This window comes from Bacillus sp. FSL K6-6038, assembly GCF_038050455.1.
GTDB lineage: Bacteria > Bacillota > Bacilli > Bacillales > Bacillaceae_G > Bacillus_A > Bacillus_A pseudomycoides.
On sequence record NZ_JBBOUH010000001.1, the window covers coordinates 1,198,795 to 1,219,332 of the forward strand.

Sequence of the window (20,538 nt, forward strand, 5' to 3'; positions counted from 1 at the left end):
ATGGAACACCTAAAGAAAGGTGGGCATAGAATAAAAACATGCTTCATACAGTGAATTTTTTATCCGGACGGAGAAATTCCGTCTGGATCATTAACCCTCATCAACTAGGCTTTTACGTGCAGTCGTTTCAGTTCAGCCTTTTTGGTTCTATTTGGGTTTTGAACGGAGTAAAGTTATACGGATATAGGATAGGAAGGATGATTTATATGTGCGGGATTACAGGATGGATTGATTATAAGCGGTCGTTAGAAGGTGAAAGAGAAACGGTTACGAAGATGGCAGAAACACTTGCAAAGCGCGGTCCAGATGATACGAATGTCTGGATCAAAAGGTATGTTGCTTTTGGGCATAAACGTTTAATTGTGGTTGATCCTGAAGGTGGGAAACAGCCGATGACATGTACATGTATGAAAGAAGAAGAGTATTACACAATTTGTTATAATGGGGAACTTTATAATACAGAAGATATTCGTAAAGAATTAATGCAAAGAGGTTATAGATTTAAAGGGCATTCTGATACGGAAGTATTATTAGCGTCTTATATCGAATGGAAAGAAGAATGTGTGAATCATTTAAATGGAATATATGCTTTTGCGGTTTGGGATGAGAAAAAAGAACAAGTGTTTATTGCACGGGATCGATTAGGTGTGAAACCATTATTTTATAAATATGAAAACGGAAGATTATTGTTTGCTTCAGAATTAAAAGCTATTTTAGCTCATCCAGATGTAAAGACAGAAGTTACGATAGAGGGACTATCAGAAATATTTGGATTAGGACCGTCTCGAACACCTGGACATGGTATTTATGCAGGAATTCAAGAGCTACGTCCAGGTCATGTTCTTACTTTTTCAAAAGATGGTTTATGTATATGGCGCTATTGGAATGTTGAGAGTAAAAAACATGAACATTCATTTGAAGAAACAGTAGAACAAGTACGGTTCCTGCTTAAGGATGCAATTACAAGACAATTGGTTTCAGATGTACCGTTATGTACATTTTTGTCGGGTGGGGTAGATTCAAGTGCCATTACAGCGTTTGCGGCAATGGCATATGAAAGAGAAGGAAAAGGGAAGTTGCATACGTATTCGATTGATTATGAAGATAATGAAAAATATTTTAAAGCAAATGCTTTTCAACCAAATTCGGATGCACCATTTATTGATTTGATGACAGAAACATTTGGTACAATTCATCACCGCTGTGTGATTTCCAATGAACAGTTAGCCGAGTATTTAACAGAAGCAGTACTCGTTCGCGATTTACCTGGTATGGCAGATATCGATTCTTCATTATTATGGTTTTGCCGAGAAATCAAACAAGATTTTGTCGTCGGTTTGTCGGGCGAATGTGCCGATGAAATCTTTGGAGGTTATCCATGGTTTTACCGGGAAGATGATTTGCAATCAAGTACATTTCCGTGGATGCGTTCTACAGAGGCGCGTGAACAACTTCTGAAAAAAGAATGGCGTGATAAATTAAAACTGCAAGAATATGTACAACGACGCTACGAAGAATCTATACAGGAAGTGCCGGTTTTAGAAGGAGAAAGTACAATTGAAGCAAAAAGACGACAATTATTTTATTTGAATATGGTTTGGTTTATGACGACATTATTAGATAGAAAGGATCGCATGAGTATGGGAGCGAGCCTAGAAGTACGTGTTCCATTTGCGGATCATCGTCTTGTCGAATATGCGTGGAATATTCCTTGGGAAATGAAAATGTATAAAAATCGCGAAAAAGGTCTATTACGTAAAGCATTAGAAGGTGCATTACCAAATGATATATTATACAGAAAGAAAAGTCCGTATCCCAAAACGCACAATCCGCACTACACAGAAGCAGTAACAGTGTGGTTACAGAATCTGTTAACGGATAACAACTCAATTTTGCATGAGTTGTTTGATAAAGAACAATTACAAGGGTTGATTCAATCAGGTGGTAGTGCGTTTCAAACGCCATGGTTTGGTCAGTTGATGACCGGGCCACAACTATTGGCACATTTGGCACAAATTCATGTGTGGTTTAAGGAGTATGGAGTAAATATTAAAGAATAGTGAAAAGCGGCTCACAATCATTGTGAGCCGCTTTTTTTCGCTATTTAACTTGAATATACATTTCCAGAATATAGGCCCTTTATCTATTCTTAATGTCGCAAAGAAATAACTAATTTGAAAATTTATTAAAATAAAAATATAACAAAAATGTAATAAAAATTAACTTTAATTAATTTTTATTTCGGTTAAATAAAAAATATTACAAATATATTACAAAAAATGTTGATTATATTGAAATGTCGTAATATAATTCTCCTTGTGGAAATAAAAACACAAATTATTCATTATTTGGGGGATATGGAAAATGAAGAAAACTATTTTACCAGTTTTAATGTCTGCAATGTTTGTAGTTCCTGCAGTATCTCATGCTGAAAACCAAGAAGCTGTAAAACAACTTGCTCCAAAAACAGAACAGGTAATGCAGAAAACAGGTTGGGTAAAAGAGGGGAATACATGGTATTTCTATGATCAAAATGGTGTGAAGAAAACAGGGTGGTTAAGTGATGGAGGAAAGTGGTACTACTTTGATGAAAATGGAAGAATGAAAACAGGTAGTATTTTTGATCAAGTTGATTGTTACTTATTAGGAGCAGACGGTGCGTTATATACAAATGAAGGCTGGGTTCAGTACGAGGGAGAATGGTATTACGTTCACCAAGGAGGAAAGCTACACGAGGGCTATCTTGAATATAACGGTAAGGTATATTCCATGGCTATAGAGAGTGGCAAAATGCAAAAGAACATTTGGTTAGGTTCACATCCAGATGGTAACTATTTTCTTGAAGATGGATCCATGGCAACTGGTTGGAATTTGATTAATAATGAATGGTATTACTTCAAAGAAAGTGGGATGCATTTTAATACTTATAATGGTTGGCTAAGTTATAAAGGAAGCTGGTATTACTTTGTGGCTTCTAAGATGCAAACAGGTTGGATTGAAGATAATGGGAATTGGTACTACCTGAATGCAGATGGAACGATGAAAACAGGCTGGTTAAAAGATAAGGGCGCATGGTATTACTTAAATGCAAATGGCACAATGAAAAGCTCAGCAAATGGGTGGAACGAAGGTTGGTTAGATGAAGGAGGAAAGCGTTACTTTTTTGATGACAGTGGTGCTATGCGGACAGGAAAACTAGCTGAAGGTGGTACTGTATGGTATTTCAATCCAGATGGATCAATGGTAACGGGATGGGAATTAGTTGATGGTGATTGGTATTACTTTGATGATAAAACTGGAGCAAGCCACGCAGGTTGGTTAAGTTATAACGGGAACTGGTATTACTTTTATGATGGCCCGATGACAACAGGCTGGGTGCAAGATAATGGCACATGGTATTACATGAATACAGATGGAACGATGAAAACAGGATGGCTACAAGAAAATGGCACATGGTATTATTTACAGTCTAGCGGTGCGATGGCAACAGGTAAACATTTCATTGATGGGAAATGGTATTCATTCAAAGATAACGGCGCTATGATGTAACGAAAGTTTTTTTATGAGTATGTAGGATACTAGATACATATTTTAAGAGATTTTTACAACGAAAGAAGACACTTGTTAGAGTGTCTTCTTTATCATTTTAACCGAGAAGACTCACTCCTCTAAACGAAGTGAAGGTAGGGGTAGTTGAATATTCTCTATGAATCTATAGAAGAGAAATGAAAAGGGACAGACCTTCCAAGGGAAGAGATCTGTCCGAGAGTAAATATAGTTAATGAATCAATTCCTCATTTAGCAAACACATGATTCCCAATTACTGCAACAGTTTGGCGTGTCGTAATCCATTTGTCGGTAGAGGTTTTTGGATTATAAAAATAAAGCCAATCAGAATTAATTCCTTTAGTAGAAATTGCTTCTTCTACCGCCATTCTCGCTTCGCGGGTTGCTGGTTGATCAATTCTTCCATCTGTAACTGGTGTAAAGGCATAGCCGTATTTAATAGGTTCATAAATAACATCGGTAATTGTATTTGGAAATCCTACTGCATCAACGCGATTTAATATAACTTTGGCCACTGCGACTTTCCCAGCGTAAGGCTCTCCTCCGGCTTCGGCAGTGACCAAACGAGCCATTAAGTCCAGTTCTTGTTCTGAAATACCTGTCGTAATAATTAAGTGTTGACCTGCATAAATCCGATCGCCGTTTGTATTGTTAGCTTGTCTAATTGATTGTATGGATACATTGTATCGTTTTGCGATAGCTTCTAATGTATCTCCTCGTTGAACTTGATAAACAATTTGAGCTGAATGATTTGAAGCTGCCACATCTTTTTGTTGTGTAGATTCGCTTGATGAAGGCGAGACTGGAATGGTTAATTGTTCTCCAATATAAATTCGATCATTCGTCTTATGATTCGCTTGTTTAATGGCTTGAACTGAAACTCCATAGTGGATGCTAATATCCCCGAGAGTGTCATTCTTTTTAACAGTATAAACCGTTGCTGCATCGGCCGTTCCTTGATTAGATACGAGTGTAATTGTTGCAGCAGATATAGGTAGCAAATGTTTCATCTTATGTAACTTCATCTGAAAAAACCTCCTGAAAATCGTTGAGATATACTTAGCTGTGAATAAGAATTCATAAATTAGAATATTTATTGATCATTCATGGTTAAGTCATTTATATACTAACAAATTGAATGAGTATCGTCATTAATTGTGTATCAACATATTAATGATCTTTATGTAACTGAATATCTTAATGATCTTATATCTTACGTATAATTTTTATTCATTTGTTATTCATTTTATTTTGATTTTAGAATGTTAACTGTTACATTTTTATCTCGCTATTTGCGGACAGTAAGACCCTATCTCAAAATTCAGTGGAAGCAAACCAGAATATGACAAATGATATTAAATAAATTGTCAAATAAAATTAAAAATCATATTATAAATAATACTTATTTATAATTATTATTTTGACGTACTCATTATCGATTGGTATACTGGAAACGAATGTTCTTGAAAAAGATTCTCATTTCTGATATTGAGGTGAATATAGATGAATAAGAAGAAAATAGGTTTACTTGTGATGGCGTACGGAACGCCAGAATCACTTGAGGATGTAGAGGCGTATTATACGCATATTCGTCATGGACGTAAACCATCTCAAGAAGCGCTTGATGATTTAGTGGGGCGTTATAAAGTGATTGGTGGTATTTCACCACTTGCGAAAATTACAAAGGAACAAGCTAGAAAATTAACAAATGAGTTAAATAAGAGTTTTTCAGAATTTGAATTTGTATGTTATTTGGGACTAAAACATATCGCTCCATTTATTGAAGATGCGGTGGAAGAGATGAAGCGGGATGGTATTGAGGAAGCAATTAGTATTGTGTTAGCACCTCATTATTCAACTTTTAGTATTAAAGCGTACAACGAGCGTGCCGAAAAGATTTCTGAGAACATAAATGGTCCTGTTATAGAGCCGATTGAGCAATGGTACGATGAACCGAAATTTATTGCGTATTGGGCAAACCAAATAAAAGAAACATTTACTAGAATTACAGACCGAGAGAAAGCTGTTGTAATTTTTTCAGCGCATAGTTTACCAGAGAAGATTATTGCAGCAGGAGACCCGTATGTGAAGCAACTACAGCATACGGCAGATTTAATTGCTGAAGCAGCAGGTATTCAAAATTATACAATTGGCTGGCAAAGTGCAGGAAATACACCAGATCCATGGATTGGACCAGATGTACAAGATGTAACGAAAGATTTATACGAAAAGCATGGTTATGAATCTTTTGTATACTGTCCTGTCGGGTTTGTGGCAGAACATTTAGAAGTGCTGTATGACAACGATTATGAATGTAAAGTTGTAACGGATGAACTAGGTGCATCCTATTTCAGGCCAGCTATGCCGAATGCTCAAGGCTTATTTATTGCTTGTTTAGTAGAAATTGTTTCCAAAAAAGTGAATAAAATAATTGACAAAAAATTAATTTTGAACAATAATTAAATTATAATAATTTTAAATAAGTAATTATTATTATGAAATAATAGGAGGTTCCTCTTGATGAATCCAAATAATCGCTTAACAACAAACCAAGGTGCTCCGGTAGGAGATAACCAAAATTCTCGTACAGCTGGTCGCCGTGGACCGGTATTATTAGAAGATTATCATTTAGTAGAAAAACTTGCTCATTTTGATCGTGAACGTATTCCAGAACGTGTTGTTCATGCGCGTGGCGCAGGTGCTCATGGTGTTTTCGTAACGAAAAATAGCATGAAAGCATATACGAAAGCAGCGTTTTTACAAAACGAGGGAACAGAAACACCTGTATTCGTTCGTTTCTCAACGGTTATTCATGGGCAAGGTTCACCGGAAACAGCTCGCGACCCGCGTGGTTTCGCTGTAAAGTTTTATACAGAGGAAGGAAACTATGATATCGTTGGTAACCATTTACCAGTTTTCTTCATTCGTGATGCAATTAAATTCCCTGACATGGTGCACTCTTTAAAACCAGCACCAGATACAAATATTCAAACTCCAGATCGTTACTGGGACTTCATGACTTTGTCTCCAGAGTCTACACACATGATGACATGGGTATTCTCTGATTACGGTACTCCTGCAAACTATCGTCAAATGGAAGGTTTCGGTGTACATTCATTTAAATGGATTAGTGCAGAAGGTAAAATTGTTTATATTAAATATCATTGGAAACCACAGCAAGGTGTTCGTAACTTGAGTGCAAAAGAAGTAGAACAAGTACAAGGAAAAGACTTCAACCATGCAACTCGTGATTTATTTGATGCAATCGAGCGCGGAGATTATCCAAAATGGGATCTTCACGTACAGGTAATGCAACTTGATGAAATGGATTCTTTAGACTTTGATCCATTAGATCCAACAAAAGTATGGCCAGAAGATCGCTTTCCATTAATAGAAGTCGGAACAATGACGTTAAATCGCAACCCACAAAACTTCTTTGCAGAAGTAGAGCAAGCTGCGTTTACTCCAAGTGCGACTGTACCTGGTATTGAACCGTCTGAAGATAAATTATTACAAGGACGTTTATTCTCTTATCCAGATACACAGCGATACCGTCTTGGTGCGAACTACTTACAAATCCCTGTGAACTGCCCATATGCAGCTGTTCGTAATCAACAACGTGATGGTGCAATGCAAATGAATCAACAACCATCAACAATTAACTACGAGCCAAGTCGTCATGCTGAAAATCCAGTTGAGGATCCAGCATACCGTGATTCAACTATGAAGCTTGAAGGTTATGTATCTCGTGAAAAAATCGATAAACCAAACGACTTCCAGCAAGCGGGTGAGCGTTACCGTTCATTCTCTAAAAAGGAACAAGATAACTTAATTGCCAACTTAACAAACGATTTAAAAGATGTGCATGAGCAAACAAAATTACTTGCAATCTGTAACTTCTTCCGTGCAGATCGTGATTACGGTATGCGCTTAGCAAAAGCATTAAACGTTGATATTTCAGCGTATGTAGGAAATCCTAAGAAATAATAATATTCCTGGTTCTATTTTATTCTCAAATTTTAATTGCTATATGTGTCTACTAATATAATGAATAAAAAGACGGCTGAATTTTCAGTCGTCTTTTCTTTTAAAATACTTATAAGAACTTTATTTTTTATTAGATTTTTTACTTTCTAAATTCGAATTTAAAAAGAGATAAACCTTTTTCTATTATAAAAGTTATATACTTATAAAATGCATCACTTAGCCTCTTTTTGTATTTCCACCTCGCCTAGTGATTTCTCACTATATTCATAAGCCTTCTCACCGTGCATAGAAATATCCAAACCCATTTGCTCTTCATGCTCATGCGCGCGAACGGGAAGGAAGAAACTAATTCCTTTAATAATGGCGTACGTCATCACGATTGTAAATGCATAAGTCGCTCCAATTGCAGCGAGCTGTTTCCAAAGGAGTGCGGCATTTCCATAAAATAGTCCATCAGCGCCGCCGCTATTTACAGAAGTGGTTGCAAATAGTCCTGTTGCAATGCCGCCCCATGTTCCGCCGATACCGTGACATCCAAATGCATCAAGTGCATCATCATAGCCAAGTTTATGTTTTAAAAAGAAGACAGCTCCGAAGCAAAGAACGCCTCCGATCGCTCCGATTAAAAGAGCGGAGAAAGGAGTGACGAATCCGCAAGCTGGTGTAATAGCAACGAGGCCTGATACAGCGCCGCAAGCCGCTCCCATTACGGTCGGTTTTGATTGGAAGAACCACTCTGCTAAGATCCATGTTAAAGCGGAAGCTGCTGCAGCGGTATTTGTATTAATGAATGCGGTCAGTGCTACATCGTTCAGTGTAAGGGCGCTACCGACGTTAAACCCGAACCATCCAAACCATAATAAGCCTGCGCCTAAAAGTGTAAAGGGGAGATGGTGGGGAGAAGATCCGTTTACGTCTTTTCGCTTACCGAGGAAAATCGCTAATACAAGCCCAGCAACACCGGATGTGATATGGACAACGTTACCGCCAGCGAAATCTAATGCTCCGAGTTCGCGAAGCCATCCGCCAACGCCCCATACCCAATGGGCAACGGGATTATAAACGATTGTCGTCCAAAGAAGGATGAAAATGAGAAAAGCAGAAAATCGCATTCTTTCAGCGAATGCTCCTGAAATGAGCGCTGGTGTTAAGATTGCAAACATAAGTTGAAACATCATAAATAAATTGTGAGGAATAGTAGCGGAGTAGTCTGTGTTTGGCGCGTAAGTTACGTTTTGTAAGCCGAACCAATCTAATGTACCAATGACGCCATTCCAATCTGGCCCGAATGATAAAGAATAACCGATAAAAATCCATTGAATGGAAACAATCGCCATCGCGCTATAGCTATGCATTGTAGTACTCAGTACATTTTTGCTACGAACCATTCCGCCGTAAAAAAGTGCCAAACCTGGCGTCATAATCATAACCATTACCGTCGCTAAAAATAAAAACACAGTATCTCCCATGTTCATTCTTTTCCCCTCCTATAATGTTATAAAATATTACATTCAATGTTATGTTTCATATCATATTCAATAATAAATAAAAAATCAACATGTTTTTCAGAAAATTCCAAATGTTGCGTAAGGAAACCTAACATGTCGTTTGTGTAAGTGCGGTTTGTTCGGAAAATTGATATACTATTCTTACAATTAAAAAGAAGTTGGGGGATATTATGTGAAGAAGATATGGAGAAGAGGAGTGTTGATTTGTTTTTGTATGGTATTTGCTTTCTTAGCGCCTATACATACATTAGCGGAAGAAAAAAGAGAGTGGCAAGATGAAGTAGTATATTCTATTATGGTTGACCGTTTTAATAATGGAGATGCAAAAAATGATAAACAGCTTGATGTAGGGAATTTAGAAAGATACCAAGGGGGAGATATACAAGGGATTGTAAAGCGAATAGATTACATAAAAGAGATGGGATTCACTACTATTATGCTTTCGCCAATTTTTAAAGGTGAAACGTATGATGGGTATGGTATGGTTGATTTGCAAAAAGTGAATGAACATTTTGGATCAATGCAAGATGTGAAACAACTTGTACAAGAAGCACATAAACGAGATATGAAAGTGGTGTTTCAATTTGTTGTAGAAAAAGAGCAAGAAACGCTTATTGATTCGATAAAATGGTGGATGAAAGAAGCGAACATAGATGGAAGTTATCTTATGCATAGTAAAGAAATATCTCGTGCCTTTTTAAATACAGTAAAACAAAGTGTTCAAGGAATAAAAAAAGATTTCCTCGTTATGGCTGATGAGGGAGAGGGTATACATAATGAGTACTATAAGCACATAACAGATGTCTTTGCGAAAACGGATACACCTATTAAACCACTTTATGACGTTAGTTTAATAGAAAATGGTAAAGTAACAAGTAATTTTTTAGATAATCAAGATACAAAGCGGTTTGTCAGAATCGCGAAAGAGAACGCATATTATCCGCCGACTCGTTTAAAACTTGCGCTTACTTATTTATATACAACACCAGGGATGCCGATTGTTTACTACGGAACGGAAATTGCGCTTGATGGCGGAGGAGTGCCAGATAATCGCCGTTTAATGGACTTTAAAACAGATGAAAAGTTTTTACAGTATGTAACGAGATTGGGAGAGATTCGTCAAAAATTCCCTTCTCTTCGCCGTGGGACATTTGAGTTGTTATATGATAAGACTGGGATGAGTGTGCTAAAAAGGACGTATAAAGCTGAAGTGACACTTGTTGCAATTAACAACACGAAAGAGACACAAAAAGTTTCACTTTCGGCAAATGAGATAGGAGAAAATCGAGAATTAAAGGGATTATTGGAAGATGAAATCATTAGAGAAGAAGATGGGAATTATTATCTCGTATTGAAGCGAGAAGAAGCAAATGTATATCAAGTTAGAGAAAAAACGGGGATTAATTGGATCTTTATTTCTTTACTAATTGGGGTAAATGTTTTGTTTATTGCTTTTTTAATCGCGGTAAAGAAAAAGAAGAAATAGTAGGAGTGGGTAGGTTTTAGACTATATACAAGCCGTAGTTATGAAAATAAAAGGAGATTATGAAGAACACCTCCAATTGTTAGACACAGTTTAACAATTGGAGGTGCTTTTTAATTTACAATCGAAGAGAAATTAAAGGTTGTAAAACGTTATTTAAATGGTTCAGAGATCTGAAAAGACATCGCAGATTCTATTTAAGTAGCTCCTCCTGTTCTGCGGACATAGGTTCAACAGTATCAGTTTCATGGTGAAAAAGCTTTTTATGCTTTAGTATGTAAATGTAATTGCCGCCAATGAATACCCTTTTTGTGCATTATACGGTTCTATTTGATAAATTTGTTTTTTGCTTATTCTTTATCTCACCTATTTACTAAACTATTACCACTTGCAAAATTGGATGGATTCTCCTGAATACAAAATTAATGTTCATTTATTTTAGTAGGCGTCTCTCATAGTTCCTAGGATAAAAAGACATACCTATAGTTTAATAAACTTTAATTTTGCAAGCGTTTTCATTTTTAAGAATCATTATAAGCTACATTTTCACGAAACATCTGTTAACATTATATAGGGCTATTAAGGTATCTTGAATATTAAGTATTAGCTACTACCTTCTATAAATTTTAATAATAAGCCTCTACTATTTGTAACTTATTTGTGTTTTACTTTCAATATGTAGAGTCCTAAAACAACAAATGATATTCCTATATATGATGTAATTGGAAATTTTCCTCCTGTTGATGGTAAGTAATATTGTTCTTGACTTACATGCTCTTTTTCTTCTGTGTACTCTTTATTTTGTATATCATCAGATTGTTTAGTGTTTTTATATGTATCATGTATTTTTGTAACTTGCAGCTCATTTTTTATTTTTTTATTCTTTATTTCTATTTTTGCTATTTCGCCGTTCTTTACTTCCATTCTCTGTATTGTAGGGTCCAGTACATAACCCTCTGGTGCCTGAATTTCCTTTATAATATATGTACCAATAGGAAGCTGATTTAATAGTGCAACTCCATCTTTAGTTGTAGTGATTTCTTTCCTAAAATCGCCATTTTCACTTGCAACCTCAAATACCGCTCCTTTTAAAGTTTCTCTATTCTCTCCTACCTTCGTAATTTTTAGAGATCCTAATGATTCCCATTGCACTGCTATATCAGTACTACTTTTTTCACTCATTCTTGGCAATAAAGCTGTGGTATTTTGAACCTTTTGTTTGCCATCAAAAATAACTGCTTGTAAACTTTGCAATTTTGTATGTACTCTTAGTTTGAAAGTTCCATTTGTCGATTTTTTTGGAATTAAAATTTTAAATTTTTCCTTTATAGAGAATTCATTCTTTTCTTCACCTTGTTCATTTAAAATTTTCACTCCTTCTGGTGCCCCCTCCAATTGAACGGAATATACTCCAGATAAGGCATTTGATTGAACCGTATATAATTTGGTTTCAAGATAGTCCCCATTTTGCTCTACTGTCTGTTTTTCATTAGGTATTATGTTTAAGTATGTTTCCTGTACTTCAGTACCTTTAGAAGCTTTGTCTATCAGCTGTTTTACAAGATTATATACCGGTTGGTTCTCTGGTTTTGAATCAGCAATTTCGATTTTTTTAGATGCAACCCAGATAGCTAATTGAGTTGCATAGTATGCTTCCTCTTTTGTAGAAACTCCCAGTTCAGCTGGTGTTTTTTGAGGATAGCCATAAAGTAAAACACGATATACAAAATCATTTTCTTTCCCGATTTCAGGAAGTTCCTCTCCGTTTGGTGAATTCAAATCAGGTGATAAACAATATGCAACATCTTTTGATGAAGTTTTTAAGAGATCTGCCTTTATTTTTACTTCAGCACCTTTGAATTTAATGTGATTCCAGTTAATTTGAAACTTTTCTTGATGTATTATCTCAGCTGCTGCTTGTGGAATAGAAACTCCTAGCAACATAATGATTAAACTTATAATTCCAAACCATTTTGTTAATACTTTGCGTTTCATTTCATTCCCACCATTCATTAAAGTTTTAGTAATAAATATGTACATGTTAATTTTTTTTACTTCGGATATTTCAGTTTGATTATTCTGAAAATTTAAATTAAAATAATGGTTATTTTAGAATCTTATAATGTCTGACAATATTTGTTGACTTATCTGAGCTATAACCTTTATTAAGATTACTATGTATTGGACTAACTTTCTTGATATAAATATTATTCTATACTATTAAAAATCTTTTCAAAAAAATGAGTTTTGAAAGGTGAAATCTAACTATTTGAAAATAAACACAATTAATAATTCGTTTATTAGATGAACGTTTTTGGTATTCAATCCGCTCTTTAAAATTACCTTTATTTATTTTCTGAAAATTTAGCCATATTTTATGTTTATTATATTCAGAAAATAGATGGTTTGCAATCTGTTTTCATATGCAATATTGCATATGAAGTTATTATATTTTTATGTTATAATTTATAATTTTATATATAAGGAATATCATGGGTAGAATAATGGATTTTATCATTTTAACCGAGAAGACCCCCTCCTCTAGACGAAGTGAAGGTGGGGGTCTTCTCGGTTTTTTTCTTTTTAAAGAAAACGTCTCTTTTTTGTAGAACGTATGTTTGTTCCGGTGCATAATGATCTTATCAAATAAAATGAGGTGAGAACAGGTGAAGAAAGCGTATTTTTCGAAACGGATCTATAAGACAGATTTACCATATGAAATGGTAGAGGCATTAACACATACAATCGAAACATGTAATCGGGCGAAACGCTTTGCATTTCAAACGATTGTTCGGGAAAAACGTTGGAACCGCAAGATGCATGCGGATAGTCTTCATCTTGTTCTCAAGCGGAACTATCAATTGAATGATTATTATGCAAACAGTGCGGCGCAAGAAGCGAAGGCGTTGTTTACAGGTTTAATGGAATTACAAAAACTATATGAGAAACAGACACAAGAGAAAATTAAGAAACTCAAGAAAAAGTTGAAACAAGAACGGACAAAACTGACAAACCTTCGTAAAATCAAACAAAGTTGTGTGAAAGGAAAGCTGACGTTTCCAAAAAACACTCACTTCGCGAAGCACAACACTCTCATCTCCTTATCCCGTAAAAAAGACACATTGATTTGGCTGAATGAATATCTGTTTGAGCACCAATACTTGGATGTTCAAATGAAAAGGATTCAGGCGAAAATCGGCCTTTTAACCCATAGGCAATACCGTTTAAATCAGAAACTTACATCATATAAAACGCATATTCCAAGCGCGGTATTTGGAAGCAAAAAACTATTTCGCTCTCAATTTACCACCCGCGAGTTTGTACGTAACCATGACAAATGGAAAACATTATTTTCCTGTGCTCGAAATAAACAACTCATTCTATCTGGCCGTAAAGATGCCAAACATGGGAATTTTGTGTTTCAGTATGCGCCTGAGACAAAGGGATTATGGATGACGACAAGTTCCGGAAAAACACTTAAGTTCCCAGCTGTTACGTTCCCGCATGGACAAGAAGTCATTGAGAAAGTAATCACAACCCAATTACAGTGTAAGAATAAGAAAAAGCATGGTAAATCGATTGCATGGTCTGTTGAAGACCACGGGGAGTATTACATTGTAAAATGTTTACTCGATGTGCCGAAAAACCCTCATACGAATTACAGTACATCAGATGGTGTCATCGGTGTAGATTGTAATCTTGAGCATTTTGCTTGGGCAAATGTAACAAAGGATGGAAATTACAAAGGAAGTGGTTCTCTTGGTTTTTCTATCATGGGTAAATCTACCGGACAAATCACAAAGATCGTCGAAGCGGAGGCCGTTCGCTTAGTGGACTTAGCGGAGCGGTATAACAAGCCAATTGTCATCGAGAAGTTAGATACAACCCAATCGAAAACAGGGGATCGTTATGGAAATAAGCGAGCAAATCGAATGAAGAGTATGTTCGCTTATGAAAAGATGACAAGTGCAATTCTAGGTCGCGCGGATAAAAGGGGCGTGGCTGTCTTTCAAGTGAATCCCGCTTACACTTCGATTGCAGGAAAGATGAAATACATGCGGAAATTCGGCATCTCTATTCATCAATCCGCGGCTTTTACGATTGGACGCCGCGGGTTAGGGTATAAAGAAAAAGTACCTGGGATGCTTCAGCCTTATATTCCAAAGAAAGACGCACATCACTGGAGCCATTGGCATCAATTAAACAATCGATTGGATATTCGCACGCATCATTTCTATCAGCTATACGATGTAGATCAGCCGAAAGAGGTCTTACAAATCGAACGGTTACCCTTGTTTGAAAATGAAAAGAAAAAACTAGCAAAACGATTTGCATGATAAAAAAGAGCACTTTGTCCCAGATTTTTACGCTTATTACCAGAGCAGATAACAAGTCTAGGAACTGGATGCATGACAAAGTGTTCGATCCTCGATATAAGAACAAAGTAGTTGTACCTATTTTGTTTGCCTTTCGTCGGAAGATAGAATGGGTCGTCTTACATAAGGACACTACGGAACTTCTATACCGTTGTATCCTCTTTGTTGAACGAGAGGAAGTGTTTTGAAATAGTAGAATCCCCCACCTAGGTAGGTGGGGGTAGTTCAATGTTTTTCTTTTAGCGATAGTTAATGAATTGTACGTCGATTGGTAAATCAGCGCTACGAACTGCTGCGATTACTGCTTGTAAGTCATCGCGGCTTTTTGCTGTTACGCGTACTTGATCATCTTGTACTTGTGTTTTCACTTTTAATTTTAACTCTTTAATAATGTTATTAATTTTCTTCGCGTTATCTTTATCGATACCTTGTTGCAGTGTTGCACGTTGACGTACTGTGTTACCAGTAGCGCTTTCTACTTTTCCGTAGTCTAAGTTTTTAATTGGTACTTCGCGTTTAACTAGTTTTGAAATAAGAACATCTTTTACTTGATCTAATTTAAATTCATCATCAGAAGTTAAAACGATTACTTCTTTTTCTAATTTAATATCACTCTTGCTTCCTTTAAAGTCATATCGATTTTGAATTTCTTTTAATGCGATGTTAATAGCATTTGTTACTTCTGGTAATTCTACTTTTGAAACGATGTCAAAAGAACTATCTTTTGCCATAGTAAGCACCTCCAAATTAAATTCCACCTCTTATTATAGTGAATTTTTGCGAGTTGGACAAATAAAGGAAAATTCGTGTTATAATGAAGCTTTCTTTGGAATGATAAAAATATACTTTATATATAGAAGGGAATTAAAATATATGTATTTGCAGCCAGGATCGATTGAACAGGTAACTGTTTTACGAGAAACGGAAATTGGATATATGGTTGGATTTGACGATGAGGATGGTTATGAAGAAGTATTTTTACATAAAAATGAAGTAGCGGGAGAAATTGAGGAAGGCGATGCGATTGATGTATTTCTATATCTTGATCATCAAGAGCGAATTTCTGCGACAATGAAGACGCCGCTTATTACGATAAGTGATTGGAATTGGGTAAAAGTCGTAGAAGTAAAACCTGATTTAGGTGTGTTCGTTGATATCGGTGTTTCTAAGGATATCTTAATCCCAGCTGATGAGTTTCCAATTTATACACCAGTTTGGCCAGAAGAAGGCGATGAGTTATATTGTACATTAAAATTAACAAATCGTGGTCGTCTTATTGCTCTTCCGGCAAGAGATTCAGATATGCAGGAAATTATTGTAGAGGCAACGCCATCTATGCGTAATAAAAATGTGAACGGACGTGTATATCGCTCACTTCAAGTTGGTTCGTTTGTATTAACGGATGAACATTTCCGTGCCTTTTTACACCACACAGAAAGAAAAGAACAAGTTCGTATTGGTGAGCGTGTAACGGGCCGTATTATTGATGTGAAAGATGATGGTACGATTAATATTTCACTTCTTCCGCGTAAAGAAGAGGGAATGGAAGATGATGCTGCGGTGGTTTATGAGTACATGGAGAGCCGCGGAGGAGCAATGCCGTTTTGGGATAAGAGCCATCCAGAAGACATTAAAGAACGTTTTAATATGAGTAAAGCAGCGTTTAAACGTGCGCTTGGTAAGTTGATGAAAGAAGAAAAGGTTTATCAAGAAGAAGGTTGGACGTACTTCAAGAAATAAAAAAATCCGAACAGGCTCATGCCTGTTCGGATTTTCAGAGTGTTGGGAAACAGGAGTCAGCAGGCTCCTGTTTTTTGTCGTTATGTGTCGGAACGTCGATATATTCGAATTTGCTCCGATAAAGTGAAACTTTAATCAGTGGGGTTTTCTTCATCTCCCACTGATTATTAGCTCTCGCCAATCGGGCTTTTACGAGCAGTTGATTCCTCACTTATCTTTCTTGTTTTTCTCTGAATCTTGAGGTGGGAGTCTTACTGCCCGTTAATGCGGGGTGAAATTTCATTTACTATTTTTCTACCAGCCCACTCTGTTGCTAGATTTTTTATTGTTGTCCGGAAAGACGAGAGAATGTATCTTTCAAATCACTATCTTTTACTTTAATATCAGCTTTCTTGAATTCGTCTAACAATATTTTTTGACCGGTAGTTTGATCTGCTAACAACTTTTCTTCCAGATTTTTACGAATGGAATCTTTTACTTCATCATATGGTTTTAATTCTTTTTTATCGGTAAGTTTAATAATGTGATAGCCTTGTGATGACTTGATAGGTTTGCTAATTTCACCGACATTTAATTTGTAAGCCGCTTCTTCAAATTCAGGTACCATTTTACCTGGACCGAAGTATCCAAGGTCTCCGCCATTTTCCTTTGAACCTGGGTCCTGTGACTGTTGTTTTGCTAACTCTTCGAATGAAGCACCTTCATCCAGTTGTTTCTTAATATCATTTGCCGTTTTTTCATCGTTTACTAAAATGTGGCTGGCTTTAATTTCAGGTTTATAGTTTGCTTTTACATCTTTATCTGTAATGCTTTTCTTAATGGCTTCGTTCATTGCTAATTTGAACCTAATTTGATTTTTAAAGTCATCTTCATCTTTTAGGCGGTTACTTTCTAATACCGTTTTGAATTGATCACCAAATTGATCTTTTGCTTTTTTGAATTCTTTATCGACTTCATCATCAGATACTTTATATTTTTTTGTCATGATATCTTGTGCCATCATTTCATATAGCATATCTTTTCCGTACCGTTCTTTTAACTGCTTGTCAAAATCACCTTTTGTAATGGTTGAAACTTTTGATGTTGCAATCGCCTCTGAGTTATCTTTTGGACCACAAGCAGACAGCATTAACGTTCCGAGCGCAGCTGTTGCTATCCATAATTGTTTTCTTTTCATCCTAACACCTCATCTAATTATGCTGTTATTATTGTAAAATAGTGAGGTGAACATGAAGTGAAATCGATATGTTTTTTGGTTATCCTGCATGAACGGGCAGTGTGAGAGGAGAAGGTTCACTTTATGATACAAAAAAGTACATCAACAAGATTGTTGATGTACGAAATAATTAAAGATGATCTGTTTTTTTAGAATATGCACGTTTTCCTTGCTGAATATTTTTTTGTTCTTGTTCATTTTTTTGTGTGCGCTTTGCATTATTATCGCGTGCTTTTTTGTCATTATCGCTTGTATGCGGCATACATATCAACTCCATTTCTAAACAGTTGTACGTTTATCATTTCCGTTTTCGTAAAGACTATGTATACGAGTAGTGGTGAACCTATTATGTATAAAGGTGGATGGGGTATGGACTTAAAATTAAATTATGCCGAATTAACGAAAAAACTAATTGTTGTTATCATCGCAGGTTTATTAAATGCAATTGGAATGAACTTGTTCTTAACACCAGCAAAAGTATATGCGAGCGGTTTCGCGGGATTATCTCAATTGCTTTCGCAAGTGTTAGGCGATTTTGCATCGATTCACATATCGACGGGAGTACTTTTTGCTTTATTTAATATTCCGGTTGTTATTTTAGCATGGAAAAAGGTCGGAAAAGCGTTTACGTTATTTAGTTTTTTATGTGTTGTATTTATGACACTGTTTTTAGAAATTATACCAGTGAAGGCTGTTTCAAATGATATTATATTGAATGCTATTTTTGGTGGTCTCATTTCAGCGATAGGGGTAGGAATTTCCTTAAAATGGGGAGCTTCCACAGGTGGTTTAGATATCATTGCAATGATTTTGTCAAAAATAAAAGATAAGCCTGTCGGAACATATTTCTTTTTCTTTAATGCAATCATCATTATTGCAGCTGGCTATTTGTACGGATGGGAAAAAGCGTTATACACGTTAGTGACACTATATGTATCATCGAGGATTATTGATGCAATTCATACTCGTCATGTGAAAATTACAGCATTTATCGTTACGAAAAATGGTAAAGATGTACGAAAAGCGATTCAAGCACGTTTAGTACGCGGTATTACAACTATACCAGCGACAGGGGCATATACAAATGAAAATAAAGAAATGCTAATGATTGTGATTACCCGTTACGAGCTATATGAACTAGAGAGAATTATTAGACAGGTAGATCCTGGCGCATTTACAAATGTGATTCAAACAGTCGGTATATTTGGGTTGTTTCGGAAAGATTAAAGAGGACCGGGAATCGGTCCTCTTGTTTTAATGTGTGTTAGTAATGTTTTGCAGTTGCTGTTGCATCTCACGCAGTTGTACCTTTTCAGCAGTTGAAGAATTGGCATAAGCGGATTGCAAAGCATTTTTGGCTCTATAAACGAGTTCCCGCTGTTCTGTGCCGCTTGAACAAGAAACGGCGCCTGCAACAGCATCTCGTGCTTGCTGAAATAATAAGTTACCCATTTAAACCCCTCCGAGAGAAGAGTTGTTTCGTTCTTTTTCTGCATCAGCTAATGTACCGCGGTACGGGAATCTTTCAGCATGCTTCATAACAGCATCGGCCCCTTGTTGGGTGAAACGTTTTGATTTGTTCTTTTTACCCATTCGTAATTCCCCCTTTTTTAGCAGAAAACAACTGACACATCGCTGTGTCTAGTTATAGTATGAGCGTTTTGAGCCAAACTATAAGTAGGGAATTTTTAGATTACAATCCAAGAACCTCTTCTAAATAAAGAGCAATTCCATCTTCTTCGTTTGTTAATGTCGTATGATTCGCTAATGTTTTTAATTCAGGAATGGCATTACCCATGGCGATGCCGTGACCTGCAAACTCAATCATCTCAAAATCATTGTCTTCGTCACCGAACGCAATAATTCGTTCTTGTGGAATGTTATAATAGCTAGAAACTTTTTGAAGTCCAATCGCTTTATTGAGGCCGCTTTTCACAATTTCAATAATCGGCCAAGGAGCACCCCATTTTCGATGATCAATCACTTCTGCATGCATATCTGTTAAATGCTTACGAATAGCTGTTGATTGCTCATCCAGTGCATCGATTAATAAGCATGTTGGATGATCTTGCAAAATGTTTAGTAAGTCTCCTGTAAAAATATTTGGAGAGCCAAATTCAAAGATATGCTTTTTATCCTCATCAATTTCGCGAACATATACATCGTCAATTACTTCGGCATAAATGTTTTTAACGCCAAAATCAAAGCAAGCGCGAACGATTTCTTGTGCAGTAGAAAGCTCAAGGGGGGAATGGTGCGTTCCCCAATTTGTATCAAGGGGGTGATGAACATAAGCGCCGTTAAAGTTAACGATAGGTGTATTCAAACCAAGTTCTTTATAATAAGCGTGACTAGCGCGAAATGGACGTCCTGTTGAAATGACAACAACATGTCCTTGTTCTTTTGCTTTTTCGATTGTTTGTTTTGTTCGTGCGGAAATAATTTTATTGTCTGTAAGTAAAGTGCCATCTAAATCTAATGCGATTAAATGTTGTTTTTTCATGTTTTCACCTCTTATGAAAAATTTTTTGTTTCTATCTGTATTTCCGTTTTAAGATGCAGAAATAAGAGGTTGGAAAGTGTATAGATAAAGTGGAACTTCCATCAGCGGGGGTCTCCATCCCCCGTTAATGCGGGAGAAACAACCATGAATGGAAGTTT

At 36.2% G+C, this 20,538-nt stretch carries 17 protein-coding genes; 8 read left to right on the plus strand and 9 right to left on the minus strand.

The features are described 5' to 3' along the window. The first annotated feature begins 206 nt into the window (after positions 1-206). Positions 207-2,060 carry an asparagine synthase (glutamine-hydrolyzing) gene (gene asnB / locus NSQ40_RS06090; protein WP_258248179.1) on the plus strand — a complete coding sequence of 618 codons (1,854 nt, stop codon included), beginning with the start codon at positions 207-209 and terminating at the stop codon, positions 2,058-2,060. Positions 2,061-2,364: 304 nt separating this feature from the next. Further along, entirely contained in the window at positions 2,365-3,549 is a 1,185-nt protein-coding gene (locus NSQ40_RS06095) for a glucan-binding protein (RefSeq protein ID WP_098188346.1), read from the plus strand. A 245-nt stretch (positions 3,550-3,794) separates the two neighbouring features. Here the strand turns inward: NSQ40_RS06095 and NSQ40_RS06100 are convergent, their stop codons facing one another. Further along, on the minus strand, positions 3,795-4,592 hold the full coding sequence (locus NSQ40_RS06100; protein WP_003195880.1) for a LysM peptidoglycan-binding domain-containing protein: 798 nt from the start codon (positions 4,590-4,592) through the stop codon (positions 3,795-3,797). A 478-nt stretch (positions 4,593-5,070) separates the two neighbouring features. On the opposite strand from NSQ40_RS06100, the gene hemH reads away from it, so the two are divergent. Further along, complete coding sequence (gene hemH, locus NSQ40_RS06105; RefSeq protein ID WP_258248180.1) at positions 5,071-6,030, plus strand: ferrochelatase; 960 nt, start codon at positions 5,071-5,073, stop codon at positions 6,028-6,030. A gap of 57 nt (positions 6,031-6,087) precedes the next feature. Then, complete coding sequence (locus NSQ40_RS06110; protein WP_003195883.1) at positions 6,088-7,554, plus strand: catalase; 1,467 nt, start codon at positions 6,088-6,090, stop codon at positions 7,552-7,554. 212 nt (positions 7,555-7,766) lie between these two features. On the opposite strand, the gene NSQ40_RS06115 is transcribed toward NSQ40_RS06110, so the two are convergent. Beyond that, positions 7,767-9,029, minus strand: a complete 1,263-nt coding sequence (locus NSQ40_RS06115) for an ammonium transporter (protein ID WP_097787067.1) — start codon at positions 9,027-9,029, stop codon at positions 7,767-7,769. A gap of 247 nt (positions 9,030-9,276) precedes the next feature. Between NSQ40_RS06115 and NSQ40_RS06120 the strand changes: the two genes are divergently transcribed. Further along, positions 9,277-10,548, plus strand: a complete 1,272-nt coding sequence (locus tag NSQ40_RS06120; RefSeq protein ID WP_097787066.1) for an alpha-amylase family glycosyl hydrolase — start codon at positions 9,277-9,279, stop codon at positions 10,546-10,548. A gap of 651 nt (positions 10,549-11,199) precedes the next feature. On the opposite strand, the gene NSQ40_RS06125 is transcribed toward NSQ40_RS06120, so the two are convergent. After that, entirely contained in the window at positions 11,200-12,540 is a 1,341-nt protein-coding gene (locus NSQ40_RS06125; protein WP_033798421.1) for a SpaA isopeptide-forming pilin-related protein, read from the minus strand. 671 nt (positions 12,541-13,211) lie between these two features. On the opposite strand from NSQ40_RS06125, the gene NSQ40_RS06130 reads away from it, so the two are divergent. Further along, the gene (locus NSQ40_RS06130; protein WP_341286071.1) at positions 13,212-14,882 is read left to right on the plus strand and encodes an IS200/IS605 family accessory protein TnpB-related protein; all 1,671 of its coding nucleotides are present in this window, start codon (positions 13,212-13,214) and stop codon (positions 14,880-14,882) included. 278 nt (positions 14,883-15,160) lie between these two features. On the opposite strand, the gene NSQ40_RS06135 is transcribed toward NSQ40_RS06130, so the two are convergent. Then, positions 15,161-15,652: a YajQ family cyclic di-GMP-binding protein gene (locus tag NSQ40_RS06135; protein WP_003195889.1), complete on the minus strand. Its 492-nt coding sequence runs from the start codon at positions 15,650-15,652 to the stop codon at positions 15,161-15,163. 142 nt (positions 15,653-15,794) lie between these two features. On the opposite strand from NSQ40_RS06135, the gene NSQ40_RS06140 reads away from it, so the two are divergent. Next, positions 15,795-16,661, plus strand: a complete 867-nt coding sequence (locus tag NSQ40_RS06140; protein WP_003195892.1) for a CvfB family protein — start codon at positions 15,795-15,797, stop codon at positions 16,659-16,661. A 322-nt stretch (positions 16,662-16,983) separates the two neighbouring features. On the opposite strand, the gene prsA is transcribed toward NSQ40_RS06140, so the two are convergent. Next, entirely contained in the window at positions 16,984-17,838 is an 855-nt protein-coding gene (gene prsA, locus NSQ40_RS06145) for a peptidylprolyl isomerase PrsA (protein ID WP_003195894.1), read from the minus strand. Between the two features lie 169 nt (positions 17,839-18,007). Further along, complete coding sequence (locus NSQ40_RS06150; RefSeq protein ID WP_001120851.1) at positions 18,008-18,139, minus strand: DUF3941 domain-containing protein; 132 nt, start codon at positions 18,137-18,139, stop codon at positions 18,008-18,010. Between the two features lie 107 nt (positions 18,140-18,246). Between NSQ40_RS06150 and NSQ40_RS06155 the strand changes: the two genes are divergently transcribed. Beyond that, the gene (locus tag NSQ40_RS06155) at positions 18,247-19,104 is read left to right on the plus strand and encodes a YitT family protein (protein ID WP_033798103.1); all 858 of its coding nucleotides are present in this window, start codon (positions 18,247-18,249) and stop codon (positions 19,102-19,104) included. A gap of 27 nt (positions 19,105-19,131) precedes the next feature. Here the strand turns inward: NSQ40_RS06155 and NSQ40_RS06160 are convergent, their stop codons facing one another. From NSQ40_RS06160 to NSQ40_RS06170, 3 genes are all read right to left on the minus strand, one after another. After that, on the minus strand, positions 19,132-19,329 hold the full coding sequence (locus NSQ40_RS06160) for a DUF3813 domain-containing protein (protein WP_003195898.1): 198 nt from the start codon (positions 19,327-19,329) through the stop codon (positions 19,132-19,134). Further along, positions 19,330-19,470, minus strand: coding sequence for a hypothetical protein (locus tag NSQ40_RS06165; protein ID WP_003195901.1), 141 nt, complete (start codon positions 19,468-19,470; stop codon positions 19,330-19,332). 100 nt (positions 19,471-19,570) lie between these two features. Continuing rightward, positions 19,571-20,380, minus strand: coding sequence for a Cof-type HAD-IIB family hydrolase (locus tag NSQ40_RS06170; RefSeq protein ID WP_003195903.1), 810 nt, complete (start codon positions 20,378-20,380; stop codon positions 19,571-19,573). Positions 20,381-20,538: the final 158 nt, after the last annotated feature.